Source organism: Streptomyces sp. NPDC058812 (genome assembly GCF_042744565.1).
Classification (GTDB): domain Bacteria; phylum Actinomycetota; class Actinomycetes; order Streptomycetales; family Streptomycetaceae; genus Streptomyces; species Streptomyces thinghirensis.
Genome location: NZ_JBHYOB010000039.1, coordinates 1 through 23508 on the forward strand (window position 1 = coordinate 1; position 23508 = coordinate 23508).

The 23508-nt window shown below is 70.9% G+C and carries 21 protein-coding genes and 4 pseudogenes; 9 read left to right on the forward strand and 16 right to left on the reverse strand.

The features are described 5' to 3' along the window. Both ACFW48_RS37730 and ACFW48_RS37735 read left to right on the forward strand, forming a co-directional pair. Window positions 1-93 (forward strand): annotated as a pseudogene (locus ACFW48_RS37730) (hydrolase); the annotation flags it as partial. A 61-nt stretch (window positions 94-154) separates the two neighbouring features. Continuing rightward, window positions 155-688 (forward strand): NUDIX hydrolase, encoded by a 534-nt coding sequence (locus tag ACFW48_RS37735; RefSeq protein WP_386323056.1) that lies wholly within the window; start codon window positions 155-157, stop codon window positions 686-688. Here the strand turns inward: ACFW48_RS37735 and ACFW48_RS37740 are convergent. Further along, the gene (locus ACFW48_RS37740) at window positions 669-1136 is read right to left on the reverse strand and encodes an HIT family protein (protein WP_386323058.1); all 468 of its coding nucleotides are present in this window, start codon (window positions 1134-1136) and stop codon (window positions 669-671) included. The two genes, ACFW48_RS37735 and ACFW48_RS37740, sit on opposite strands and share 20 nt — an antisense overlap. A 327-nt stretch (window positions 1137-1463) precedes the next feature. On the opposite strand from ACFW48_RS37740, the gene ACFW48_RS37745 reads away from it, so the two are divergent. From ACFW48_RS37745 to ACFW48_RS37755, 3 genes are all read left to right on the forward strand, one after another. Further along, on the forward strand, window positions 1464-1871 hold the full coding sequence (locus tag ACFW48_RS37745; RefSeq protein ID WP_386323090.1) for a YciI family protein: 408 nt from the start codon (window positions 1464-1466) through the stop codon (window positions 1869-1871). Window positions 1872-1879: 8 nt separating this feature from the next. Next, window positions 1880-3025, forward strand: coding sequence for an RNA polymerase sigma factor (locus ACFW48_RS37750; protein WP_386323091.1), 1146 nt, complete (start codon window positions 1880-1882; stop codon window positions 3023-3025). A gap of 166 nt (window positions 3026-3191) precedes the next feature. After that, window positions 3192-4388, forward strand: a complete 1197-nt coding sequence (locus ACFW48_RS37755) for a glycoside hydrolase family 64 protein (RefSeq protein ID WP_386323060.1) — start codon at window positions 3192-3194, stop codon at window positions 4386-4388. A gap of 103 nt (window positions 4389-4491) precedes the next feature. On the opposite strand, the gene ACFW48_RS37760 is transcribed toward ACFW48_RS37755, so the two are convergent. The 4 genes from ACFW48_RS37760 to ACFW48_RS37775 all read right to left on the reverse strand — a co-directional run bounded on the left by ACFW48_RS37760 (window position 4492) and on the right by ACFW48_RS37775 (window position 9376). Continuing rightward, window positions 4492-5937: a GH1 family beta-glucosidase gene (locus ACFW48_RS37760; RefSeq protein ID WP_386323062.1), complete on the reverse strand. Its 1446-nt coding sequence runs from the start codon at window positions 5935-5937 to the stop codon at window positions 4492-4494. A gap of 104 nt (window positions 5938-6041) precedes the next feature. Further along, entirely contained in the window at window positions 6042-6965 is a 924-nt protein-coding gene (locus ACFW48_RS37765) for a carbohydrate ABC transporter permease (RefSeq protein ID WP_121750848.1), read from the reverse strand. Window positions 6966-6977: 12 nt separating this feature from the next. Beyond that, a complete protein-coding gene (locus tag ACFW48_RS37770) occupies window positions 6978-7973 on the reverse strand; it encodes a carbohydrate ABC transporter permease (RefSeq protein WP_386323064.1) in 996 nt (331 codons plus the stop codon). 92 nt (window positions 7974-8065) lie between these two features. Then, a complete protein-coding gene (locus ACFW48_RS37775; RefSeq protein WP_386323066.1) occupies window positions 8066-9376 on the reverse strand; it encodes an ABC transporter substrate-binding protein in 1311 nt (436 codons plus the stop codon). A gap of 314 nt (window positions 9377-9690) precedes the next feature. On the opposite strand from ACFW48_RS37775, the gene ACFW48_RS37780 reads away from it, so the two are divergent. Further along, the gene (locus ACFW48_RS37780; RefSeq protein ID WP_386323068.1) at window positions 9691-10704 is read left to right on the forward strand and encodes a LacI family DNA-binding transcriptional regulator; all 1014 of its coding nucleotides are present in this window, start codon (window positions 9691-9693) and stop codon (window positions 10702-10704) included. A 453-nt stretch (window positions 10705-11157) separates the two neighbouring features. Here ACFW48_RS37780 and ACFW48_RS37785 read toward each other — a convergent pair. The 6 genes and pseudogenes from ACFW48_RS37785 to ACFW48_RS37810 form a co-directional block, all read right to left on the reverse strand. Next, window positions 11158-11304, reverse strand: a pseudogene (locus ACFW48_RS37785) (IS5/IS1182 family transposase); the annotation flags it as partial. A gap of 31 nt (window positions 11305-11335) precedes the next feature. Next, window positions 11336-12289: an APC family permease gene (locus ACFW48_RS37790; RefSeq protein ID WP_386323092.1), complete on the reverse strand. Its 954-nt coding sequence runs from the start codon at window positions 12287-12289 to the stop codon at window positions 11336-11338. Between the two features lie 30 nt (window positions 12290-12319). Next, window positions 12320-12472: a hypothetical protein gene (locus tag ACFW48_RS37795; protein WP_386323070.1), complete on the reverse strand. Its 153-nt coding sequence runs from the start codon at window positions 12470-12472 to the stop codon at window positions 12320-12322. Window positions 12473-12477: 5 nt separating this feature from the next. After that, window positions 12478-12570: pseudogene (locus ACFW48_RS37800) on the reverse strand (hypothetical protein); the annotation flags it as partial. A 175-nt stretch (window positions 12571-12745) separates the two neighbouring features. Continuing rightward, window positions 12746-14305: a GMC family oxidoreductase gene (locus tag ACFW48_RS37805; RefSeq protein WP_386323072.1), complete on the reverse strand. Its 1560-nt coding sequence runs from the start codon at window positions 14303-14305 to the stop codon at window positions 12746-12748. Between the two features lie 29 nt (window positions 14306-14334). Beyond that, entirely contained in the window at window positions 14335-15801 is a 1467-nt protein-coding gene (locus ACFW48_RS37810; RefSeq protein WP_386323074.1) for an aldehyde dehydrogenase family protein, read from the reverse strand. Window positions 15802-16174: 373 nt separating this feature from the next. On the opposite strand from ACFW48_RS37810, the gene ACFW48_RS37815 reads away from it, so the two are divergent. Then, window positions 16175-16735, forward strand: coding sequence for a GNAT family N-acetyltransferase (locus ACFW48_RS37815; RefSeq protein WP_386323076.1), 561 nt, complete (start codon window positions 16175-16177; stop codon window positions 16733-16735). Window positions 16736-16747: 12 nt separating this feature from the next. On the opposite strand, the gene ACFW48_RS37820 is transcribed toward ACFW48_RS37815, so the two are convergent. The 5 genes and pseudogenes from ACFW48_RS37820 to ACFW48_RS37840 form a co-directional block, all read right to left on the reverse strand. Further along, a complete protein-coding gene (locus tag ACFW48_RS37820) occupies window positions 16748-17518 on the reverse strand; it encodes a class I SAM-dependent methyltransferase (protein WP_386323078.1) in 771 nt (256 codons plus the stop codon). 92 nt (window positions 17519-17610) lie between these two features. Then, window positions 17611-18801, reverse strand: coding sequence for an aminotransferase class V-fold PLP-dependent enzyme (locus tag ACFW48_RS37825; RefSeq protein ID WP_386323080.1), 1191 nt, complete (start codon window positions 18799-18801; stop codon window positions 17611-17613). Then, window positions 18798-20135, reverse strand: a complete 1338-nt coding sequence (locus tag ACFW48_RS37830; RefSeq protein ID WP_386323082.1) for a pyridoxal-phosphate dependent enzyme — start codon at window positions 20133-20135, stop codon at window positions 18798-18800. The genes ACFW48_RS37825 and ACFW48_RS37830 overlap by 4 nt, the downstream gene beginning before the upstream one ends. Beyond that, window positions 20132-21598, reverse strand: coding sequence for a Y4yA family PLP-dependent enzyme (locus tag ACFW48_RS37835; protein WP_386323084.1), 1467 nt, complete (start codon window positions 21596-21598; stop codon window positions 20132-20134). Before ACFW48_RS37835 ends, ACFW48_RS37830 begins: the two co-directional genes overlap by 4 nt. A gap of 399 nt (window positions 21599-21997) precedes the next feature. Beyond that, window positions 21998-22453: pseudogene (locus tag ACFW48_RS37840) on the reverse strand (nuclear transport factor 2 family protein); the annotation flags it as partial. Between the two features lie 234 nt (window positions 22454-22687). Between ACFW48_RS37840 and ACFW48_RS37845 the strand changes: the two are divergent. Both ACFW48_RS37845 and ACFW48_RS37850 read left to right on the forward strand, forming a co-directional pair. Next, complete coding sequence (locus ACFW48_RS37845; protein WP_386323086.1) at window positions 22688-22891, forward strand: hypothetical protein; 204 nt, start codon at window positions 22688-22690, stop codon at window positions 22889-22891. A 228-nt stretch (window positions 22892-23119) separates the two neighbouring features. Beyond that, on the forward strand, window positions 23120-23508 hold a 389-nt coding region (locus ACFW48_RS37850), incomplete at its 3' end, for a glycerophosphodiester phosphodiesterase family protein (RefSeq protein ID WP_386323088.1).

Here is a 23508-nt window from a genome sequence, read left to right on the forward strand (position 1 = left end):
ACCGTCGACGAACCCGGCGCCATACGCAAAATGACCACCCTCGGCGTCGACGGAATCATCACCGACTACCCCCAAACCCTCACCCAGCGCTGACCCACGAAACAGGCCGCGCGTGCGGTGGCTCCCGCGGGCTCCCGCGGTGTGGAATGGCCTGGTGAACTCTCCTACACCTGGCCCCGAGCGCCCCGAGCGCGCCCGCCCCGCCTCCCACAGCCTGACCGGTGTCGGCCTCGCCGTCCTCGATCCCGCCGGACGGGTCCTGCTCGGCCTCGGCCACGATGGCCGCTGGGAACTCCCCGGTGGCAAGGTCGACACCGGAGAGGACTTCGAGACGGCCGCCCGGCGCGAACTGGCGGAGGAGACCGGGCTCGTCGTGTCCGCGTCGGACGTACGGGTACTGGCGGTCCTCGTCGACGGTCTGGGCGGGCTGACCCGGGTGACGGCCGCGGCCGTCACCCGGCGGGCCGCGGGTACCCCCCGGGTCACCGAGCCGGACAAGATCGTGCGCTGGGAGTGGTTCGACCGCCGCGCGGTACCGTCCGCGCTCTTCCCTCCGTCCGCCTCGGTCCTGGACTGCCTGTGGCCCGAAGCGGCACCACGAGGAGCCGCCGGGGTACGTCGCTACGAAGTGCTCGCCGACCGGGTCCGCGGGAGTGGGCCGAGTGAGTTCACCGGAGTGCTTCCCTGAGTCGGTCGCACACCCGCCGCACGTCCGCCGCCTCGGGGAAGCACCCCGCCTCCCCCATGGCCACCTGCAACGCGGGGCCGAAGGCGGCGAACCGGGCCACGTCCCGCGCGCCCACGGGCTGTACGACGAAGTGGATGTGGCCGGGGACCCCGCCGGCGTGCGACCACAGACACACGTACACCTGCTCCGGGGCCATCACCTCGGTGACGGCGGCACTGACCCTTCGCAGCAGGGGGCCCAGCTCGCCGGACTCCTGCGCCGTCAACCCGGCCACGTGCACCACGTGCCGGGCCGGCTTGACCACGACGGTGCCCAGGCCGAGCGGCCCGACGCAGTGCTCAACCACCCATGACTCGGTCCGCAGCACGCTACCGCCCGGCAACGGGACCCTGCCGAGCATGAGGTCGCACGCCAGACATCCGCCGCCCGCACCCGTGTCCTCAGCCATTCCGCTCCCCCTTCGCGGACGCCTCCCGGCTGCCACCCGGCATACGATCACGGCAGCCCGCGCGGCACGTACTCCTCGATCCTCCCCGGCTCGACCGGCACCGCCCGGGTGTGCGGTCGGTGGCTCGGGCTGGTCGATCTCCGCGAAGGGGTGCGCCGCGCCCTGACCGGTCATCTCGGTGGCCCCGAGAGGACGACGTGCCCACACCCTCTGCGGCCGCACGGCCCAGCGAAGAAGATTCGGCGGCGATGTCGAGAACCCGTTTTCCGCTCCGTCCCCGGGGTGAACGCGACCACAATGGGTCGCGACAGCACCGAGGAGAACACCATGGCCAAGTACCTGCTGCTCAAGCACTACCGCGGCGCTCCGACTCCGGTCAACGACGTGCCCATGGACCAGTGGACGCCGGAGGAGATCTCGGACCACATGCAGTACATGAACGACTTCGCGGCCCGGCTCGAGAAGACCGGCGAGTTCGTCGACGGTCAGGCGCTCGCCCCCGAGGGGACGTTCGTCCGGTACGACGGTGAGGGGCGCCCGCCGGTCACCGACGGCCCGTTCGCCGAGACCAAGGACCTCATCGCCGGCTGGATGGTGATCGACGTGGACAGCTACGAGCGTGCCGTCGAGCTGGCCGGAGAACTGTCGGCCGCCCCCGGGGCGGGCGGGAAGCCGATCCACGAGTGGCTCGAGCTGCGCCCGTTCTACGGCGTGTCGCCCACCATCACGGAGTGACCTCACCCATGGACGAGGCCCTGCTCCGCAGCCTCACACCGAGTGTCCTCGCCATCCTCGTCCGCCGCGGAGCCGACTTCGCGGCGGCCGAGGACGCCGTGCAGGACGCGCTGGTCGAGGCGGTCCGCGCATGGCCGGCCGATCCGCCCCGGGACGCGAAGGGCTGGCTGATCACCGTGGCCTGGCGCCGGTTCCTGGACGCGACCCGGGCGGACACCGCCCGCCGCCGGCGTGAGGACCTCGTCGACGAGGAGCCGGCGCCCGGGCCCGCGTCCCAGGCGGACGACACGCTCCAGCTGTACTTCCTGTGCGCCCACCCGTCGCTGACGCCGTCGTCCGCGGTCGCCCTGACGCTGCGCGCCGTCGGCGGGCTGACCACCCGCCAGATCGCCCAGGCCTACCTGGTGCCCGAGGCGACCATGGCGCAGCGCATCAGCCGGGCCAAGCGCACCGTCTCCGGGGTGCGGTTCGACCGGCCCGGCGACGTTGCCACGGTGCTGCGCGTCCTCTACCTGGTCTTCAACGAGGGCTACTCCGGCGACGTGGACCTCGCCGCCGAGGCCATCCGGCTGACCCGGCAGCTCGCGGCCGCGATCGACCACCCCGAGGCGGCGGGGCTGCTCGCCCTGATGCTGCTCCACCACGCCCGGCGCGCCGCCCGGACCGCGCCCGACGGCAGTCTGGTGCCGCTCGCCGAGCAGGACCGCGGCCGGTGGGACACGGAGTCGATCGCCGAAGGCGTCGAGATCCTGCAGGCGGCCCTCGCCCGCGACCGGCTGGGCGAGTTCCAGGCCCAGGCCGCCGTCGCGGCCCTCCACGCGGACGCGCCCACCACCGGGGAGACCGACTGGGTGCAGATCGTCGAGTGGTACGACGAGCTCGCGCGCCTCACCGACAGCCCGGTCGTCCGCCTCAACCGCGCGGTGGCCGTCGGTGAGGCCGACGGACCACGCGCCGGCCTGGCGGCGCTCGCGGGTCTGGACGACTCACTGCCCCGCCACGCCGCGGTGGCGGCGTACCTCCACGAGCGCGACGGCGACCTGGTGACCGCGGCACGGCTGTACGCCGAGGCGGCCCAGAAGGCGCCCAACCTCGCCGAGCGCGCCCACCTGACGCGCCAGGCCGCCCGGCTCAACGCCCGCCGGCGCCACTGACGGGTCGCGCTCGGATCCTCCGCAGCACTCGGCGCGACCCGTGGCAGGCACCGACCACGATTCCCCGCTCCATCCTCATTGACATGGACGCGTCCTGGCGTAACTCTGAGAGCGCTCTCACAATCGGTACGGACCAATTCCCCCCACACCCGCACGGAGGTGGAGAGTGCTCTCAAGCCTCAGAAACCGTCTGCTCGCCGTGGCCATGGCCACGGGCCTGGCCGGCGCCCTGCTCACGTTCGGCGCCTCGCCGCCCGCGGACGCCGCGGTGCCCGCCACCATCCCACTGAAGATCACCAACAACTCGAGCCGCGGCGAGCCGGTTCACATCTACAACCTGGGCACCTCGCTGACCACGGGTCAGCAGGGCTGGGCAGATGCGAACGGCACCTTCCACGCCTGGCCCGCCGGCGGCAATCCCCCGACCCCCGCGCCGGACGCGTCCATCCCCGGACCCGCCGCCGGTCAGACCAAGACGATCCGCGTCCCCAAGCTGTCGGGACGCATCTACTTCTCGTACGGCCAGAAGCTCGACTTCCGGCTGACCACGGGCGGCCTGGTGCAACCGGCCGTGCAGAACCCGAGCGACCCCAACCGCGACATCCTGTTCAACTGGTCCGAGTACACGCTCAACGACTCCGGGCTGTGGCTGAACAGCACCCAGGTCGACATGTTCTCCGCGCCCTACACGGTCGGCGTGCAGCGCGCCGACGGCAGCGTGAGCAGCGTCGGGCGACTCAAGGCGGGCGGCTACAACGCGGTGTTCAACGCGCTGCGGGCGCAGCCCGGCTGGGGCGGGCTGATCCAGACCCGGTCCGACGGCACCGTCCTGCGGGCACTGTCGCCGCTGTACGGGCTGGAGACCGGGGCGCTGCCCGCGTCGGTCATGGACGACTACATCAACCGCGTCTGGCAGAAGTACACGTCGGCCACGCTCACCGTCACGCCGTTCGCGGACCAGCCGGGCACCAAGTACTTCGGGCGCGTCTCGGGCGGTGTCATGAACTTCACCAACAGCGCCGGGGCGGTCGTCACGAGCTTCCAGAAGCCCGACGCCTCCAGTGTCTTCGGCTGTCACAAGCTGCTGGACGCCCCCAACGACCAGGTACGGGGACCGATCTCCCGCACGCTGTGCGCCGGCTTCAACCGCTCCACGCTGCTGAGCAACCCCAACCAGCCCGACGCCTCGGCAGCCCACTTCTACCAGGAGTCCGTGACCAACCACTACGCCCGGATCATCCACGACCGGATGGCCGACGGAAAGGCGTACGCCTTCGCCTTCGACGACGTCGGCCACCACGAGTCGCTGGTGCACGACGGCAACCCGGCCCAGGCACAGCTCACGCTCGACCCGCTGAACTGAACCGGTGGCCGGGCCCGCCCCCGCCCGCCGCGTCGGCGCGGCGGGCGGGGGCGGGCTCATGGGTGCGGCACCGGGCGGGGCGGCTGTGCCGTGCCGCACCGGATCAGGGGCAGGCGCCGGGCAGGACGCCGGTGCGGGCGACCTCGGAGTACCAGCGGGCGCTGGCCTTGGGGATGCGCGTGCCGGTCGGGTAGTCCACGTAGACGGCACCGAAGCGCCTGCCGTAGCCGTGGGCCCACTCGAAGTTGTCCAGCAGGGACCACAGGAAGTAGCCGCGCACATCCACGCCGTCCACGATGGCCCGGTGGACGGCGGCCAGGTGGTCGCGTACGTAGGCGATGCGGGCGGGGTCGTTGACCTGTCCCGAGGGGTCGGCGTAGTCGTCGAACGCCGCACCGTTCTCGGTGATGACCAGTGGCAGCCGCGGGAAGTCGGACGCCAGCCGGCGCAGCAGGTCGTACAGGCCGGTGGGGTCGACGGCCCAGCCCATCGCGGTGGTGTCGCCGGGCGGCTGGTGGAAGGCGACCCGGTCGGCCCCCGGCCACGGGCTGTGGGTGCTCCTGCCGTGTCCGTCCGAGGTGTGGGTGCCGCTGCCGTCGGCCTCGGAGACGAGGGTGGGCGTGTAGTAGTTGACGCCGAGGAAGTCCAGCGGCTGATGGATCCGCCGCAGGTCGCCGTCCTGGACGAACGACCAGTCGGTCAGCGCCGCGGTGTCCTTGAACAGGTCCTCCGGGTAGGCGCCCCGCAGCATCGGACCGGTGAAGACCCGGTTGGCGAGCGCGTCGATCCGGCGGACCGCGTCGGCGTCGGCGTCGCTGCCGGTGAGCGGGCGGACGTGGTGGATGTTGAGGGTGACCGAGCACTGGGCGTCGGCGCGGACCCGGTCGCGCAGTGCCTGAACGGCCAGGCCGTGCGCCAGGTTGAGGTGGTGGGCGGCGCGCAGGGCGGCGACCGGATCGGTGCGGCCGGGGGCGTGCACGCCGGAGCCGTAGCCGAGGAAGGCGCTGCACCAGGGCTCGTTGAGGGTGGTCCAGGTCTTCACCCGGTCGCCGAGGGCGTCCGCGGCGAGGGCCGCGTACTCGGCGAACCGCTCAGCCGTGGCACGCTCGGGCCAGCCCCCGGCGTCCTCCAACTCCTGGGGCAGATCCCAGTGGTAGAGGGTGGCGACGGGCTGGATGCCCTTCTCCAGCAGGTCGTCGACGAGGCGCCGGTAGAAGTCCAGGCCCTTCTGCACGGCGGGGCCGCGGCCGGTGGGCTGGATCCGGGTCCAGGCGAGGGAGAAGCGGTAGGCGCCGAGCCCGAGCTCGGCCATGAGGGCGACGTCCTCCCGCCGGCGGTGGTAGTGGTCGGTGGCGATGTCACCGGTGTCGCCGTTGCGGACCCGGCCGGGGGTGCGGGCGTAGGTGTCCCAGATGGACGGCGTACGGCCGTCCTCCGCGGCGGCCCCCTCGATCTGGTACGAGGCGGTCGCGGAGCCCCAGAGAAAGCCCTTGGGGAAGGTACGGGCGGCGTCCGGGGCGGACGCGGTCTGCTGTGCTGCGGTGACCACGTAAGTCCTTTCTGGGTGGGGGTGTTCGCGGGCGCGCGAACGCCAGGAGAGGTGGGGATCGTGGTGCGGCCCGGCGGCTCGGTGCCGGGCCGCACGGTGGCGGGTCAGCCCTTGACGGCGCCCGCCATGATGCCGCTGACGATCTGGCGGCCGAAGACGATGAACATCAGCAGCAGCGGCAGGGTGCCGAGCAGCGCGCCCGCCATGATCAGCGACTGGTCGCGGACGTAACCCGCGCTGAGCTGGGTGAGGGCGACGGGGACGGTCGGATTGGTCATGTCGAGCACCACGAACGGCCAGAAGAAGTCGTTCCACGCGTGCACGAAGGTGATCATGAACAGGACCGCCATCGCGGGCCGCGCGACGGGCAGCACGATGCTCCAGAAGATCCGCAGCGAATGCGCCCCGTCCACACGTCCGGCCTCGACGAGTTCGTCCGGCAGCGCCTCCGACAGGTACTGCCGCATGAAGAAGACCCCGACCGCGCTCACCAGCGTGGGGAAGATGACGGCGGGCAGCTGCTGCGACCAGCCCAGCTCGGACATCATCATGAACAGCGGTACGACACCGAGTTGCGGCGGCACCATCATGGTGCCGATCACCAGCATGAGCAGGGCGTTGCGGCCCTTGAACCGCAGTTTGGCGAAGGCGAACCCGGCCAGCGTCGCGAACATCACCGTGGACAGGGCGATCACCCCGGCCACGATGAGGCTGTTGACCATGGCCTTGCCCATCGCCGCCTCGTCCCAGGCCCGGGCGAGGTTGCTGAACAGGTTGGGGCCGGGCAGGAACGGCGGCGGCGTCTGGCTCACCCGGGTGTTGTCGGTGGAGGCGGCCACCATCGTCCAGTAGAGCGGGAAGATCGACAGGATCGCCATGATGGCGAGCAGGACGTAGGCGAGCGGGCCCGCGTGGTGCTGGCGGCCGGCGCCCTGGCGCAGCAGCCGGCGGCCGCCGCGGCCGGCCGGCTTGTCGGCGGGGGTCCGGGCCGGGGCGTCCGTCCGGGCCGGGAGGCTTTGGGTGGTCATGGCGACTCCAGGTCAGGACGTACGGGTGCGCAGGCGCTTGATCAGGCGCTGGGCCACGAAGACGAGGACGAGCAGCATGAACATCGCCCAGGCGACGGTCGCCGAGCGGCCCATCTGGTAGTTCTTCCAGCCCTCCTCGTACAGCAGCAGGCCCAGCGTCTGGTACTGGTTGTCCGCGCCACCGGTGATGCCGTTGGGCCCCTGGCCGAAGATCAGCGGCTCACCGAACAGCTGGGTGGCGCCGATCGTGGAGAGCACGATGGTGAAGACGATGGTGGAGCGGATCCCGGGGACGGTGACATGGGTGAACTGCTGCCACCGGGATGCGCCGTCCAGAGAGGCCGCCTCGTACCGGTCGGCGGGGATGGCCTGCATGGCGGCCAGGTAGAGCAGCGCGTTGTAGCCGGTCCAGCGCCAGATGACGATGGTGGAGATCGCGGCCTGGGCGGGCCACTTGTCGGCCTCCCAGTTCACCGGGTCGATGCCGACCGTTCCGAGCGCCCAGTTGATCATGCCGAAGTCGCGTTCGAAGATCATGGTGAACACGAGGGCGGCGGCTGCTACCGAGGTGGCGTACGGGACCAGCGAGGCGACGCGGAAGAACAGCGAGGCGCGCATCCGGTAGTTGAGCAGGTGGGCCAGGCCTAGCGCCATCATCAGCTGCGGCACCGTGGAGATGATGCCGATGGTGATGGTGTTCCGCAGCGCGTTCCAGAACCGGGAGTCGCCCCAGAGTTCGACGTAGTTGTCGAACGCCACCCACTCCATGACGTCGAGGGTGGCCAGTTCCACGTCGTGCAGCGAGATCCACGAGGTGTAGACGAGTGGGTAGAAACTGAACGCGGCGAAGACGACGAAGAACGGAGCGACGAACGCGTACGGGGCGCCCTTGATGTCCAGCCGGTGCAGCAGTGCGCCGCGCCGCCGGGCGGTGCTCTCGCCGCCCGTCCTGGGGGACGGGCCTGGAGGCTCGTCCCCGGCCAGGGCCTTGGTGGTGGAGGTGGCCACCGGACTTCCTTCCTGAAAGCGGATGTCTTGAGCCGGGCCCCGGGCCCGCCGGCAGGGCGCCGGCGAGGCCGGAGTGCCGCAGGGGCGGTGGGTCAGCCGACCGCCTTCTCGATGCGCTCCGCGGTGGTGTCCCACGCCTCGTCACGCGGGGTGTCCTGCTGCTCGATCAGGGCCAGTCCCTGGGAGAAGGTGTCCTTGATCGTGCCGTCCTTGCGGCCGAGGACCTGCTTGTCCGGGATCTCCTGGGCGGCGGCGCCGAAGATCTGGCCGATCGGGGCGTCGCTGAAGTACTCCGACTTGGCGTTCTTGACATCGGCGCTGTCCAGCGCCTGGAGCGAGGACGGGATGTTGCCGATCTCCTTGAAGATGTGGGCCTGCTGCTCGGGCGCGGTCAGCCAGGCGACGAGCTTCTTGGCCTCCTCCTTCACCGGGCTCTGCTCGACCACGCCGAGGAAGGAACCGCCCCAGTTGGCGCCCTTGGGAGCCTTGGCCACGTCCCACTTGCCCTTGTTCGCGGCGCCGGCCTTCTCGCTGATGTGGCTGAGCATCCAGGCCGGGCACACGGCGGTGGCGAACGTGCCGTTGGCCAGACCCGGGTCCCAACCCGGCTGGAACTGGCGGAGTTTGGCCGTGAGCCCGTCCTCCGCGGCGTCGGCGGCGAGGTTCCACGCCTCCTTGACGGCCGGGTTCTTGTCGTGGATCAGCTCGCCCTTGTCGTTGTAGTACTGCTCGGGGTAGCCATAGACCATGGCGTTGAACAGGCCGCTGGCCGCGTCCATGTAGGCCACGTCGTCACCCTTGAAGTCCTTCTCGAAGGTGCGGCCGACCTCGACGTACTTCTTCCAGTCGCCCTCCCACAGCTTGGCGACCTCCTCACGGTCGGTGGGCAGGCCGGCCTTCTCGAAGTAGTCCTTGCGGTAGCAGACGGCCATCGGGCCGATGTCGGTGCCCAGGCCCAGCACCTTGCCGTCCTCGGTGCTGATCTGGGACTCCTTCCACGGCAGGAAGTGGTCGGTGCCCGACATCCCGGAAAAGTCCGCGAACTTGTCCGCCTGGGTCTCGGTGATCTCCTTGGCCCGGCCGATCTCTATGCCCTGGATGTCCTTCAGGCCCTTGCCCGCGGCGAGCCTGGTCTGCAGCGCGGTGTAGTACGTCTGCTCGTCACCGGCGATCTCGGCCTTGATGTCGACATCGGGGTTCTCCTTCTCGTACTGCTCGAGAAGACCGGTCTCCTTGATGCCCATCACGCCGTACAGGCCCATCGTGATGGTGGTCTTGCCGTCCTCCTTGCCGCCACCGGTGACCGAGTCGTCACTGCTGCTGCAGCCCACGACGAGTGCCAGCGCGCCGGCGGCCGCGACCGCCGCCACCGCCCTTGTGCGCGACGAACCGAGACTGCCCATGGATCTCCTCCTAGCGACGGCGCTGACACATCGGCGTGACGAGTTCTGCGACGACCACAGCGACGGCTACAGCGGCTCTGACAGGGGGTGGGAACGTGCCCAATTTTGATGGGCACGTTCCCACCGGCGCATCGAAGACTCGTGGGAGCGCGCCCATCTGTCAATGACTTGAACGCAAGTCGCCGGTGAATTCCAGACCCCGCCATCGCCTCCCGAGCCTCGGGGGGTGCTCTGCCGACGGCCGCGTCTGCAAGAATTGCCGCAGGTCACCTCCGCGGTAGGCACGGCCGCCGCGGCCGCCGAGGGGGGAGTGCATGACCGGCAACCGCCGTCCCACGATCAAAACGGTCGCCGCCCGCGCCGGCGTGGGCCGCACCACGGTCTCCCGTGTCGTCAACGGCTCGGAACTGGTCAGTGCCGACGCACGCGCCAGGGTCCTCGCAGCGATCAAGGAGCTCAACTACGTCCCCAACTCGGTCGCGCGCGGCCTGGTGACCAACCGCACCAACGCCGTGGCGCTGGTGATCCCGGAATCGGAGAGCCGGCTCGGCTCGGAACCGTTCTTCGCCGCACTGATCCGGGGTGTCAGCGGCGCCCTCGCCGAGAGCCGGACCCAGTTGCAGCTGATGCTCGTCCGCGACCAGGCCGAGCGGGACCAGCTGACCGAGTCGGTGGCGACCCGCCGCGTGGACGGCGTCCTGCTGGTCTCCGTGCACTCCGAGGACCGGCTGCCGGGCATCCTGGAGGAGATGGGCCTGCCCACCGTGCTGGCCGGCCGCCGCGACGCGGGCGAGCGGCTGAGCTACGTCAACTCCGACAACGCCGGCGGGGCCACCGCGGCGGTCCGGCACCTGCTGGACAGCGGCAGGCGGAGGATCGCCACGATCACCGGCCCCCTGGACATGGACGTCGGCCGCAGCCGGCTCGCGGGCTGGCGCGCCGCGCACGGGGAGGCGGGGGTGCCCGCGAGGGAACTCCTGGTCGAGGCGGGTGACTTCACGGAGGAGGGCGGGGGCCGCGCCATGCGTTTGCTTCTTGAACGCGCTCCGGACCTGGACGCCGTCTTCGCCGCCTCCGACCTCATGGCGGTCGGCGCCCTGGCCGAACTCCGCCGGCAGAAGCGGCGGGTACCCGGTGATGTCGCCGTGGTGGGCTTCGAGGATTCCGTCCTCGCCCGCCACACCAACCCGCCGCTGACGACGGTCCGTCAGCCGGTGGAGGAACTGGGCCGGACCATGGCCCGGATCCTCACCGACATCACCCAGCACGGAGCGTCCCGGCAGCAAATGACCCTGCCGACCGAGCTGGTGGTGCGCGAGTCGTCCTGACACACGACCCGGAGTCGAGGCAAGGGGCTCCGGTCGCGGCCCGCGCTCCGCCAGGGCCTGTTTCTCCGATCAGGAGCGGAGCCAGATGAGCAGCGTGGCAGCGGTTGCGGTTCCGAGGTAGACCTAGCCCCGCTTGCCGTATCGAGTTGCGACGCCTCTGAACTGCTTCAACTTTCCGATGGCCCGCTGCACCGTGTTGCGATGCCTGTAGCGGTCCTTATCGAAGCCAGGGGGTCGTCCGCCGCGTGCACCCCGTCGTAGCCGGGCGGGCCCAGCCGGGGAACGCGGATCTTGTCCATGACCAACTCGAACTGGGTGCGGTCCGCCCGCTGCCCGGGGTGATGAGCAGGGACAGCGGGCGGCACTTTCCGTCTGCGCTGAGGTGGAGCTTCGTGGTCAGCCCGCCACGGGACCGCTCGAGGGCTTCGCCTGCCGCCCCGCTTTCGCTGGCCGCAGCCGCCACGGACGACCCCAGCCACAGCCCTCACCACCACGCTCCCGGACCGCTTTCAGCAACCGGCCGAACTGGCCGACCCGCAGCCCGGTGAACGTCTCAACCCACACCCGCTCGGCCCTCAACACCCCGGCCCTACAACGGATATGCCCTGATCACGGCCTCCTGCAACACCCTTTAGTCGGGGCCGGCGCTCCCCGAAGGGGCGTCGCTGCGTCCGCAGTGGTGCGTGGTGAACATGTACACGAGGCCCACGGCCACCACCACTCCCCCGCTGAGCAGCACGATCCAGTTGTCGTACCAGGGGACGTCGGGGGTCCGGGGCAAGGAGATGTTCACGACGGCGAAGAGGCCGTAGGCGAGCGCCCCGACGTTCACCAGCAGGCCCCGTCGGCCCAGCCGGTACTCACCGCTCGGAAACCAGCCCTTGACGCGGGCTCGCAGAGCTGCCAGGACGACCATCTGGAACGCGGCGTAGATACCCAGGATCGCGAAGGACACGATCTTGGTGAGGGCGTCCGGCGAGATCAGCGAGCCGACGGCGATCAGCGCCGGGACGACCGCGGCGAGCAGCGGCGCGTACTCGGGCACGGCGCGGCTCGGTGAGAGCTTCCGCAGCAGCCGGTGGCCGATGACCATCTCGTCGCGGGCGTAGGAGTAGATCAGCCGGCCGGCCGCGGCCCGCAGACCGATGGCGCAGGAGAGGAAGGAGATGAGGACGACGGCCATCACCACCCGTGCGTCGGCCTCGCCGAGGGCGGCGAAGAGGACCCTGACGACCGGGTCGGTGTCCTCACCGGAGATCACCGCCCGGTAGTCGACGGCGGCCAGGAGCAGCGTCAGACAGGTGAAGGTCGCCGCCGCGCCACCTACGTGGATGGTGCGTCGCATCGCCTTGGGAATCACCTTGCCGGGGTGAGCCACCTCCTCGGCGACGTCCCCGCAGGCCTCGAAGCCGTAGTACTGGTGGAAGCCGATGATCGCCGCCACGAGGAAGACGGGCAGGTAGGAGCCGTCGCCGGCGGTCCCCTGGTCGTCGAAGAGGACGCCCAGGCCGTGGAAGCGATGCGTGACCAGCAGGATGACGCCGACGACGAGGGCGCCTATCAGCTCCGCGCCGAAGCCGATCAGCGCCGCCCACGAAAGGGCCTTCGTGCCCGCTTAGTTGATGAGCACCGCGACGGCGATCAGCGCGATCGTGCACAGCACGGTGGTGTGCACGGTGGCGCGGAAGCCGAGCATGATGGCGATGTAGGCCCGGCACCGTAGGCGACGCTGGTGATGGTGACGAGCAGCGCCCACATGGAGACCCACCCGGTCATCCATGCCCAGCGCTTGCCCCACAGCCGACGGGCCCACGGGTAGACCCCGCCCGCGATCGGGTACTGCGCGACGATCTCGCCGAAGACCAGCGCGACGAGGAACTGCCGTGCCGAAGAGCGTGTAGGTGCTCACCACCGGGGAGAGGTGGGTGAAGCCGAGGGCGAAGTTCGCCTACGGTCCCATCTCCTTGCGGAACTCCGCGTCCTTCTGCCCGCGGCCGGCGTCCCCGGGGCCCGCCCGGCGTTCCGGGAATCGTCATCGGCCCTACCCTTCCACGGCCGGCGGCCGGGGAGCCGGCCGGGCGGTGATGAGGTCCGCCGCGCGTTCGGCGGCGAGCAGTACGGTGACCATCGGGTTGATGGTCGGCATGGTGGGGAAGACGGACGCGTCCACGATCCGCAGCCCGTCGTGGCCACGCAGCCGCAACTGGGGATCGAGCACCGCCATGGGATCGTCCTCGGCGCCCATCCGGCAGGTCCCGGCCGGATGGTAGACGGTGTGTGCGGCGCGGCGTCCGTACTCGGACAGGTCGGCGTCCGAGCGAACGTCGGGACCCGGCGCCACCTCCCGCAGCAGCCAGTCGCTGAACGGGGCGGTGGACGCCACCTCGCGGGCGATCCGCAGGCCTTCGACGATCGTGCGCTCGTCGTGCCCGTCCGGGTCGGTGAAGTAGCGGAAGTCCAGGGCTGGTTTGACGTCCGGGTCGGCGCTGCGCAGCCACATGCGGCCGACGGATCGGGCGCGTGGCACGTTCGGGGTCATGCAGACGCCATGCTCGGGGACGGGGTAGCCCAGCCGTTCGGTGTTGGTGGTGAACGGTACCTGGTAGAAGTGGAACATCAGGTCCGGGCGCGGACCTCCCGCCGGGTCGCGGCGCAGGAAGAGCCCGGCGTCGGAGTCCATGGCCGAGTTGGGCGGCAGCGGTTCACGGGTCTCCCACACCATCACCGACTCGGGATGGTCCAGCAGGTTCTCGCCCACCCCGGGCAGGTCGGCGCGGACCTCGATACCCAGGTCCCGCAGTTGGCCGGCCGGGCCGATGCCGGAGAGCATGAGCAGCCGGGGAGTGTCGATCGCTCCGGCACACAGCAGCACCTCGGCGTCCGCCTCCAGCGTCGAGAGGGAGCCGTCGGGGTTGCGGACCAGGACGCGGGTGAAACGGCCCTCGCTGTCGGGCTGCAGCCGGTACGCCCAGGTCTCCAGGCGCAGGGTCAGGTTCGGGCGGTCCAGTACGGGGTGCAGGTAGGCGACGGAGGCGGAGGAGCGGGTGTTGGTCTCCGGATCGTAGGCGAGGGAGAAGAAGCCGGCGCCGTCGGTGAAGGGGCGGGCGTTGAAGTCCTCGACGCGCTGGACGCCGAGCCGGGTGGTGGCCGCCGTGACGAAGTCCTCGGCGATCGCGTTGCGGTCGGCGGCGCCGACGGGCACGATCGTGTTCTGCAGGCGTGTCCGGTACGGCAGGATCGTCTCCGGCTCCCAGCCGGTGCAGCCGCGCTCCACCCACTCGTCCAGGTCCTGCGGGAACGGAAGGAAGCTGATCAGCGTGTTGTGCGAGGAGCAGCCACCGAGCACGCGGGCGCGGGAGTGCAGGATGTGCGAGTTGCCGCGGGGCTGTTCCTCGGTGGTGTAGCCGTAGTCGAACTCGGAGCCGAGCAGGTTGATCCAGTTTCGGAGCCGCAGGATCCGTTCGTCGCCGACATCGCTGGGTCCGCCCTCCACCACGCACACGCGGCAGGCCGGGTCCTCGCTCAGCCGGGCGGCCAGTACGCAGCCGGCCGTACCGCCGCCGATGATCACGTAGTCGTAGGTCGTCGTCTCGTCGTCCATGGCGTCGCCTTCTCTCTCGCCCTGCCCGCTCAGCCCTTGAACCAGCCGGAGGGAGCCGGCCTGAGGTTCTGGTAGATGTGCTTGGCCTCCTGGTATTCGCGCAGGCCGGTGGGCCCGAGTTCCCGGCCGAAGCCGGAGCGGCCGAAGCCGCCCCACTCGGCCTGCGGCACGTAGGGGTGGAAGTCGTTGATCCAGACCGTGCCGTGCCGCAGCCTGCCGGCGACCCGCTGGGCTCGGCTCGCGTCGTTCGTCCACACGCCACCGGCCAGGCCGTAGCGGGTGTCGTTGGCCAGTTCGACGGCCTCGTCCTCGGTGCGGAAGCGCTCCACGGTGACCACCGGGCCGAAGACCTCCTCCTGCACGATGCGCATGGAACGGTCGCAGTCGGCGTAGACGGTGGGCAGCAGGAAGAAGCCTCGGGACAGCTCGGGGTCGTCCGGGCGGCGGCCGCCGCAGACCAGGCGGGCGCCGTCTTCCCGGGCGATCTCCAGATAGCCTTCGACCTTCGCCCGGTGTTCCGCCGAGCTGAGCGGCCCGCTCTCGGTCGTCGGTTCGAGCCCGCTGCCGAGCCGGATGGACTGCGCGCGGGTGGCCAGCCGCTCCACGAACCGGTCGTGCAGGCCGTCCTCCACGAGCAGCCGCGAGCCGGCCGAGCAGACCTGCCCCGAGTGCAGGAACGAGGCCTCCAGGGCGTGGTCGACGGCCGCGTCGAAGTCGCAGTCGGCGAAGACCACGTTGGGGTTCTTGCCGCCGAGTTCCAGGGCGAGGTTCTTCACGCCCGGCGCGCACGCCTCCATGATCCGGCGTCCGGTGGCCAGGCCACCGGTGAAGGAGACCAGGTCCACCTCGGGGTGGGAGGACATCGCCGCGCCCACGGTGCCGCCGGGGCCCAGGACCAGGTTCGCGACGCCGGGCGGCGCTCCCGCTTCCTCGATCAGCCGGATCATGTGGATCGTGGACAGCGGTGTCGTCTCGCTGGGTTTGAGCACGAAGGTGTTGCCCGCCGCCAGGGCCGGGGCCACTTTCCAGGAGGCCTGCAGCAGCGGGTAGTTCCACGGCGCGATGAGGGCGCAGACGCCGAGGGGGTGGTAGGTGACCCGGCTGAGCACGTCGGGGCCGACGTCCACCACCCGGCCGCCGTCCTTGTCGGCGATCTCGGCGAAGTAGCGGAACGCGTTCGAGACGTCCTCGACGTCGATGCGTGCCTCGGCGAGCGTCTTGCCGGTGTCGAGGGTTTCGACACGGGCGATCTCCTCCTGGTCGCGCAGGAGGAACCGCGACACCCTGAGCAGCACGTCGGCTCTCTCCCGGGTGGGTGCCGTCGGCCAGTCGCCCCGGTCGAAGGCCCGCCGGGCGGCTCGTACGGCCAGGTCGACGTCCGCCTCGTCGGCGTCGTCCACCTGCTGGATGACGGACGCGTCGAAGGGGTTGATCACGTCCAACCGCGCGCCGCTCACGGCACCCGTCCACTCGCCGTCGATGAACAGTTCCGGCATCGCAGGCTCCCTCACTCGTACCTGTCCGGTGCCGACGCAGCCCACCGGCGCGGCACACCTGGCACCAACATCGTCCGAGGTGCCCGCGCCGGTCATGTGGACGCACCGGCCGAGGGAGGGTTGGGCGGGGATGTGACCTGGTTGGGCTAGCTGGCGCGTCGATGCGCAGGCTCGCCGGCCACCTTCGGCGCCTGCGGCGGCATGGCCGCGGGCACCCTCGTGGTCGGCGCGGGCCGACAGGTGGGCGGCGTATCCCGGTGGCCGGGGAGGACGACGCCGCCGGTGACGATCTCCTCCCGTCAGCCCGCGTCCGTGTGGTCGGACGTTTGATGATCTCCGACGGTCGGCGGGGCGGCCTGGCAGACTGGCGGACGTGACAGCTCACGAGGCAGTGCGCGCTCCCGTGTTCGCGCAGATCGTCCGAGCCCAGGATGCCACCCTGGCCCTCCGTCGGGATCTGCGGGACTGCTGGACGGCGGTCATCAATGCCGGGGGCGCGGTCATCCCCATGGGATGTCCACTGCCGCCGGCGTCCTCGCCGGAGGTCGAACCGGCGCTGGACGAGATCCTCCGGGGGCTCGCTCCGCAGCGCAGCCGGATCATCCTTGCCACCGTCGACGGTGCACTCGCGGGCTGGGTACTCCTGCGCCGCGAGCCGCACCCTCTTGTCGCGCACTGCGGAACGGTGAACCACCTTCAGACGCACGTCCGTTTCCGCGGCATGGCCGTCGGTGCCGCGCTGATGCGCCGTCTCCCGGAGATCGCCCGCGACGAGATGGGCATGGAAAGACTGCGGCTCACCGCGCGGGCCGGTCTGGGGCTCGAGGACTTCTACCGCCGGGCCGGCTGGACCGAGGTCGGCCGCTGGCCGGGGGCGCTGCGCGTGGCGCCCGGTGACGACCGTGACGAGATCCTGATGAGCCTCGCCCTGTGAACCGGCTGCGGCTCAGTCGCCCTTGACCGCCACCAGGACGGCACTGTCGCCGAACTGCCAGACCGGCGCGACGTGGCGGAAACCCGCCCGGCGCAGCAACTCGGTGTGGCGGTCCACCGCGAGATCCTCGCCGGCCCCGCTCCCCCCGTGGGCCGCGTGGCGCTGGGCGCGCTCGGCGAGCAGGTCGGCCAGCTCGGGGTCCCGGGCCGCCGCGGTCCACCACTCCTGCCAGTCCTCGTGGGCGTGGCCGCCCGTCCGCTCGGCGCGGCGGCGGCCCACGTAGCCGGTGATGTCCGAGCACGGTGCTTCGCCCGGCGGGAAGTGGTCGCCGTTGACGAGTACCCCGCCGGAGCGCAGCAGCGCGGCGAGACGGCGGTACGTGTCCAGGAGTACCGGCTCGGGGAGGTAGTGCAGTGCCGTCGTCGAGACGGCGGCGTCCAGGGGGCGCTCCAGCCCGAGGGCGTCGGTCCAGCCGTCGGCGCCGATCACGGTGTCGACGTAGCGGGCGGCGTTCGCGTGGTGGGTCCGCCCCAGCTCCAGCAGCAGGGGATCCATGTCGGCGGCGACGATCTCGGCGTGCGGCAGCCGGCCGGCGAGTCTGGCTGCCAGGGAGCCGGGGCCGCAGCCGAGGTCGAGCAGGAGCGGCCGGGGACGGCCGGCCGTGACGTACTCGACGACATCCGTGATCACCGTGAACCGCTCCTCGCGGTCCACGGCGTAGCGCTGCTGCTGTCGCTCCCAGCGCTCCACCCACGTCCTGGCCACCGCCATGCTGATGCCCATCTGGTCGCGCCACCTCTTCCGTTCCTCACCCGTAGTGGACGCGACCGAATCTACAGGTGGAAACGGTTATCACTTGCCATATCGCTCGTCCTTCACGCCAATGACGCCAGTTCGGTGAGCAGGCGGTCGATTTCCTCCACCGTGTTGTAGACGTGCAGGCTCACACGCACCGACCCGTCCTTCTCGCCCGTGCCGGCCTGGCAGAGGCTGTCGGCCCGCACCATGAAGCCGTGGCTGTAGAGGATGAACCCCAGGTCGTCGGACGGGATGTCGTCGTGCCGGAAGGTGACGATGCCGTGGCGGCGCTGGGCCGCGGGGAGCGCGGAGTCGGCGGCCAGGCTGGTGGGACAGCCGAGGATCTCGTACGGGCCGAGGTGTCTCAGCCGGTCGGTCAGCCGGGTCGTCAGGCCCGCCGTCCAGCCTGCGATCCGGGCGGGACCGGCCACGTCGAGCCAGTCGAGCGCGGCCCTCAGCGACACGATGCCCACCGTGTTGGGCGTGCCCTGCCAGCCGGCCGGCCGGAAGGCCGGTCCCCGTGCGTTGCGCGCCCAGACCGCTCCCGAACCCGGCAGGGCCATCGCCTTGTGCCCCGAGAAGACCACGAAGTCGACGTCGAGCGCCGGGTCGGCCAGGTCGACGGGCAGATGGCCGACGCTCTGGGCAGCGTCCAGGCAGATCGGCACGTCCGGGCCGACCGCCGCACGGATGCGGTGCACGTTCATGTCACCGCCGTAGACGTGGTGGACGTGCGTGGCGGCCACGAAGCGGGTCCGCGGACCGACGAGGTCGCCGAGGGCACGGTGGTCGTAGTCGCCCGAGACCGCCTGGTACGGCAGAGCGCGCAGGTGTACGCGAATGCCGCGGGCGGCCAGCAGCCGCTGCGCTTCGCGCCAGGGGTCCAGGTTGGCCCGGTGGTCGGCGAACGGCACGAGGACCTCGTCGCCGTCGGTGAGATACGGCACGAGCCAGTCCCGGGCGACGGTGCGCAGGCCCTCGGTGGAGCCGCTGGTGAAGTGCACGGTGGAGTGACCCGGTTCCGGATCGCCGAGGAACTCCTTGACCCGGTCCCGGGTCCCCTCCACCAGTTCCGTGGTCCGGTTGGCCCAGGGGTAGGTGCCGCGGCCCGCGTTGGCGTTCGACGTCGTGAGGTAGGTCTGGACGGCCTCCAGCACGGCCCGCGGCTTCTGGGACGTCGCCGCGCTGTCGAGGTAGGCCGACTCCGGATGAGCCGTGACGATGGGGAACTGCTCCCTCAGTTCCCGCTGCCAGAGCGCCGCGTTCATTCGCGCACCAGCGGGGCGCCCGCGTCCCGCCAGGCGACGATTCCGCCGGCCAGGCTTCGCACGTCGGGGTGCCCCATGCGGGACAGCAGGGCGGCGTAGCGCAGTGACCTCTCGCCGACGGGACAGGCCAGCAGCACCGGTGTCCCCCTGCTGAAGGGGAGCCCGCCGCGGACGAGTTCCTCGAACAGTTCGTCGACGATGTTGACCGAGCCCTCGATGTGCAGGGCGGCGTAGGCGTGCGGGCTGCGCAGATCGACGACGAGCGGCCGGGGATCGCCCTCCGTGATCCAGCGGCGGGCCTCGTCCACGGTCGCGGACCGGCCACCTGCCCGCACCTCGTCCTCGGTGAGCGTCGCGAGCGTGGGACCGCGGCTCGCCCTGCCCAGCAGCTCGGGGCGGCGGGCGCGCACATAGCTCAGGTAGCTCTCCGCCCGGTCGCACACGATGAACACCGCGGTCTCCCGGCGCCCCGACCCTGCCAACGCCGCGTCGGCGTCCCGCAGATGCCGGACCGCGCCCTGGTAGGCGGCGCCCCCGGTCGGTCCCGTCAGCAGTCCGCAGCGGCGGATGAGGGTGAGCATCCCGTCGATGGCCTCGCCCGAGGTGACGGACTCGATGGTGTCGTACGTCGCCGGATCGAACAGGCCGACCTGATGGACCTCGTCGATGGTGCGGATGCCGGGGATGAAGTCCGACTTGTGGGCGACCAGGCCGAGTACCCGCACCTCCGGGTCGTGCTCGCGCAGCACCCTGGCGACACCGGTCGACGAACCGGCCGTGCCCACGCAGGCGACGAACCAGTCCGGCGCCCGCCCGTCCAGGTCCTTGACTATCTCCGGCCCGGTGCCCTCCGCGTGTGCCTCGACGTTGCGCGGGTTGAAGTACTGGTCGGTGTGCAGGTACGTGCTTCCCGGCTCCGAGAGTGTCTGGTGGAAGTGGGTGAGCGGATCGTCCGTGTCGGTCGGGTCGAGGCACTCGCTCCGCCCCGGCAGCTCCTCGATCTCGGCGCCGAGGAGCAGGAGCAGCTCCTTGATCTCCGGTACGCGCATCCGGTTGGTGACGCTCTTGAACCGCATTCCGTGCATCCCCGCCAGCAGGGCGAGCGCCTTGGCCGTGTTCCCGCTGGAGAGCTCCACGACCGTCCCCTCCCCCTCGGCCGCGCCCTCCAGGTGGGGGCGGGCCATGTGCCAGGCGGGCCGGTCCTTGACGGAGCCGAACGGGTTGAGCATCTCCAGCTTCGCGTAGAGGTCGATGTTGCGCAGCCCGTGCACGGCGGGGTCGATGCGCACCAGCGGTGTGTTGCCGATGGCCTCCGTGATGCTGTCGTACCTCATGCGGGCGTTCCCCCCGGGTGTGTGATCGGCCAGTAGTCCTCGTCCAGGCACCAGCGCCAGAAGTCACCCTCCTTCTCCACCGCAACCGTCCGCGCGAGGGGCTGCCGTTGCGCGTGGTGGGCGTGGAAGTCCATGGCGTACCCGGCGGTGTTGGCGAAGGCCAGCAGGTCACCGGCGCGCGGCAGCCTGGGGAGGAACACCAGGCGGCGGGTGATCAGGTCGGCCTCCAGGCACAGATTGCCGACGAGGTGGACTCCGACCGGCCCCTCGTCATCCTTCTCGGGTTCGCCGCGCGGCAGCAGTACGGGGTCCACGAGGACTCCGTGCTCCTCCAGGCTCACGTCCCCCGCGTTCATCCCGAGGCGCACCAGGTAGGGGGCCGAGTCCTCACCCGTGCGGCGCACGTCCAGCACGCGGGCCAGCGACAGCCCGCACTGGTCGACGAGGGAACGGCCGGGTTCGATGTGGAGATCGTGGAGGTGCTCCAGCAGTAGGGTGCCGAGTCCCCGGCCCAGGACCGGCGCGGGGAGCGAGAGGAGCTCGTCCAGGTAGCCGGGGCCGGCGTTGGGGCGGTGGCCGGGGTAGAGCGCGACGGACCCGCGCACCGTGCCGCCCTCGTTGCGCAGCCCGTAGCCGTGGCCGCGCCAGGTCAGGGGCGGGCGGCCGCCGAGGACCGCCTCGCTGAGCGCGGTCGTCCAGCGTTCCCACTCCTCGGCGTCGGCGACGTAGCCGACGCCGAATCCGCCGCCGATGTCGACGGTGCGCGGTGCCAGGCCCCGTGCCCGGCATCGGTCCATGAGCAGCACGCACTGCTCCAGGGCTCGGCCCTTCTCCTCCAGGCCCGTGGTGTCCAAGTGATAGGCGAGGCCTGTCAGCTCGACGGTGTCCGCGTGCCGTTCCACGGCCGCCAGAAGCTCCTCCACCTCCCCTGCGGGGGTGCCGAAGCGGCTGCGGCGTGACAGCATCCGGGTGCCCGCTCCCCCTTGGGCGGCGGCCGACTCGAACCCGGACAGGCGCGCCAGCACGTCGACCCGCGAGAGGCCGTACTTCCGTACCAGACCGGCGAGTTGTTCCAGCTCGCGGAGCGAGTCGAGGTTCACCGTCGCGCCCACGCGGGCCGCCAGCCAGAGGAACTCCGGGTCTTTGGGACCGGTGGCCATGACACGGTCCCCGGTGAAACCGCAGCTCAGGGCGTGCCGCAGTTCTTCCAGCGAGGCGACGTCGACGCCGACGGCGGCCGGTTCCTCAGCGGCCAGTCTCCGCACCAGGGCGCTGGACCGGTTCGCCTTGTGCGCGAAGTACACCCGTCCGGCCAGATGGTGGCGACGGTAGACGGACCGGAAGCGCTCGGCGTTCGCGGCGACCGACTCGGGGAGCAGCACGTTGAGCGGAGACCCGAGCGCGTCGACGAGCGAGTGCAGGAATGGCGCGGCCCCCAGCAGTGAGGCGAGCGGTGGATCCACCCGCGGCCTCAGATATAAGGGCACATCCACGAAAGACCCCTCCCCTGTCGGCCGACCGTCGTTGCGACGACCGTTCGGGAGTAGTCGTTTCCAGGTACACACGCCGCTAAGCCTCGGGGCGCGGGCCAGGGGCCGGGGCGGCCGCTTCCGCCGCCACCGGCCGGCTCGGCGCCCGGAACGCGACGTGCACCTATCAACAGTCCGTATGCGCCGCCGATCCGGCCTCACGTAGGGCCGCGTATCCGGTGCCCAGCAGGGCCAGGTCGTGGACCTCAGCGGTGCCGGGGTCGGTTCCGAAGCAAGGGGCCGGAGCCATCACTCCCAGTTCACGCCGGTGGGCCGTGAAGGCACGCCGGGATCCGCTGCGGCGGAAGAAGCCGTCCGGCATGGCGCCGTCGACGGGGCGCAGGCCTCGGCGATGGACAGGCTGTTCTCGTAGAGGTGGTGGCGGGTGATCCGGCCGTCCTCGACGGTGAGGCGGAGGGCGAACGGGCCTTCGAAGGACTTTCCCGTCACTCGTACGGTCCCCGACACGTGTCCCATCAGGACGGCGTCGGTGCCTTCGACGAGGAAGGTGTCGAGTGAGGCACGCGCGTCCTCGGGCACGGTGTGCTCCATCAACTCCGTGAACTGGGCAGCGCATTCGGCGGCCGTGGACCGCGGCCGGATCCATGGAACGGCGGGGTTGTCGGCGAGCAGCCAGTCGACTTCGTCGGCGAAGAGGCCGACGAGCCGCCCGGTGTCCCCGGCGAGGCGGGCGGCAAGGAAGTCCTGCACTACGGCCCGGGTGGCCTCGGCGACCGACATCGTGGCGCCGGCGGGACTCGGCGTGGTGGCGGTGGGCTTGACGGACATGGTGCTCTCCTCGCGGCTGCGGCTGGATCCCGGCGGGGGTTGACGGGGGCCCGTCGACGCACTTGATCCTGCCGGGGGAAGGGAGAACGGTCGATTACCCCGAAGGTAAGTACCGAGGGTGATCGGGGATGGTCAGGGTGCCGATGCCGGCACGATTGAGTCTCACGTAACCCGACTGGGCCAGTCGGCGGACGGCGAGCGTTGCCCCACGGGCTGTCATTCGTTAAGGCGGACATGATCAAGAAACTTGCCTGTGTCTCCGTCATGGCCGCTGCTCTCCTGGCGTCCGCTCCCGCCGCTGAGGCGTCCCCGGTGCCCGACCCGTCCGCCGGGGTTCCCGGCGGGCCTCTCCTGGACGGTCTCCTCGGGACGCTGGAAGTGGGCCACCCGGCCAGGTCCCCGCAGTCGCTGCTGCCCGAGGGCATCGTCGGCAGGTGACGGGTGCCGTCGCGGTTGATCACCTCTGCCGCTGATCAACGCCCCTCTCGCGTCGTCCTGTTCGTGCGGGTGGACGGGCGCGAATGCGCGTAATCGTCCCTTCGGCCTCGGATCAGCCGGTTCACCGTTACGGTCCACCGGCTGATCCCGGCGCCGCCAGACCGCGGCAGGTTTCCCGTAACCACCGTCCGACAGCCTCCTGGAGTCATTCGAACGCGGGAGGCTGTAGTGAAGCATACGAGCAACAGGCGCGTCGGTGTCGTGGTGGCCGTGCTGAGCGGTCTGGCCCTGGCAGCGGCGACATCGACGACCGCGCACGCCGCCGACCGGCCCGACGCCATCGCGCACCGCGGCTCGTCGGGCATGGCACCGGAGAACACCGCAGCCGCCATCGACCTCGCCGTCGACCAACGCGCCGACTTCGTCGAGATCGACGTCCAACGCACCAAGGACGGCACACTCGTCAACTTCCACGACTGCACCATGGAACGCACCACCAACATCGAACAGATCTACCCCGATCGCCCCCGCTACCGCGTCTCCGACTTCACCTGGACCGAACTCCAAAAACTCGACGCCGGCTCCTGGTTCCACCACAACTACACCGGCGAACCCCT

What these genes read in the sequence shown, in the direction of transcription:
- ACFW48_RS37745 (WP_386323090.1), top strand. Translation starts at nt 1,464, where the DNA reads ATGGCCAAGTACCTGCTGCTCAAGCACTACCGCGGCGCTCCGACTCCG.
- ACFW48_RS37775 (WP_386323066.1), bottom strand. Translation starts at nt 9,376, where the DNA reads ATGGGCAGTCTCGGTTCGTCGCGCACAAGGGCGGTGGCGGCGGTCGCG.
- ACFW48_RS37825 (WP_386323080.1), bottom strand. Translation starts at nt 18,801, where the DNA reads ATGAACGCGGCGCTCTGGCAGCGGGAACTGAGGGAGCAGTTCCCCATC.
- ACFW48_RS37750 (WP_386323091.1), top strand. Translation starts at nt 1,880, where the DNA reads ATGGACGAGGCCCTGCTCCGCAGCCTCACACCGAGTGTCCTCGCCATC.
- ACFW48_RS37765 (WP_121750848.1), bottom strand. Translation starts at nt 6,965, where the DNA reads ATGACCACCCAAAGCCTCCCGGCCCGGACGGACGCCCCGGCCCGGACC.
- ACFW48_RS37810 (WP_386323074.1), bottom strand. Translation starts at nt 15,801, where the DNA reads ATGCCGGAACTGTTCATCGACGGCGAGTGGACGGGTGCCGTGAGCGGC.
- ACFW48_RS37740 (WP_386323058.1), bottom strand. Translation starts at nt 1,136, where the DNA reads ATGGCTGAGGACACGGGTGCGGGCGGCGGATGTCTGGCGTGCGACCTC.
- ACFW48_RS37820 (WP_386323078.1), bottom strand. Translation starts at nt 17,518, where the DNA reads ATGGGCATCAGCATGGCGGTGGCCAGGACGTGGGTGGAGCGCTGGGAG.
- ACFW48_RS37830 (WP_386323082.1), bottom strand. Translation starts at nt 20,135, where the DNA reads ATGAGGTACGACAGCATCACGGAGGCCATCGGCAACACACCGCTGGTG.
- ACFW48_RS37845 (WP_386323086.1), top strand. Translation starts at nt 22,688, where the DNA reads ATGATCAAGAAACTTGCCTGTGTCTCCGTCATGGCCGCTGCTCTCCTG.
- ACFW48_RS37805 (WP_386323072.1), bottom strand. Translation starts at nt 14,305, where the DNA reads ATGGACGACGAGACGACGACCTACGACTACGTGATCATCGGCGGCGGT.
- ACFW48_RS37780 (WP_386323068.1), top strand. Translation starts at nt 9,691, where the DNA reads ATGACCGGCAACCGCCGTCCCACGATCAAAACGGTCGCCGCCCGCGCC.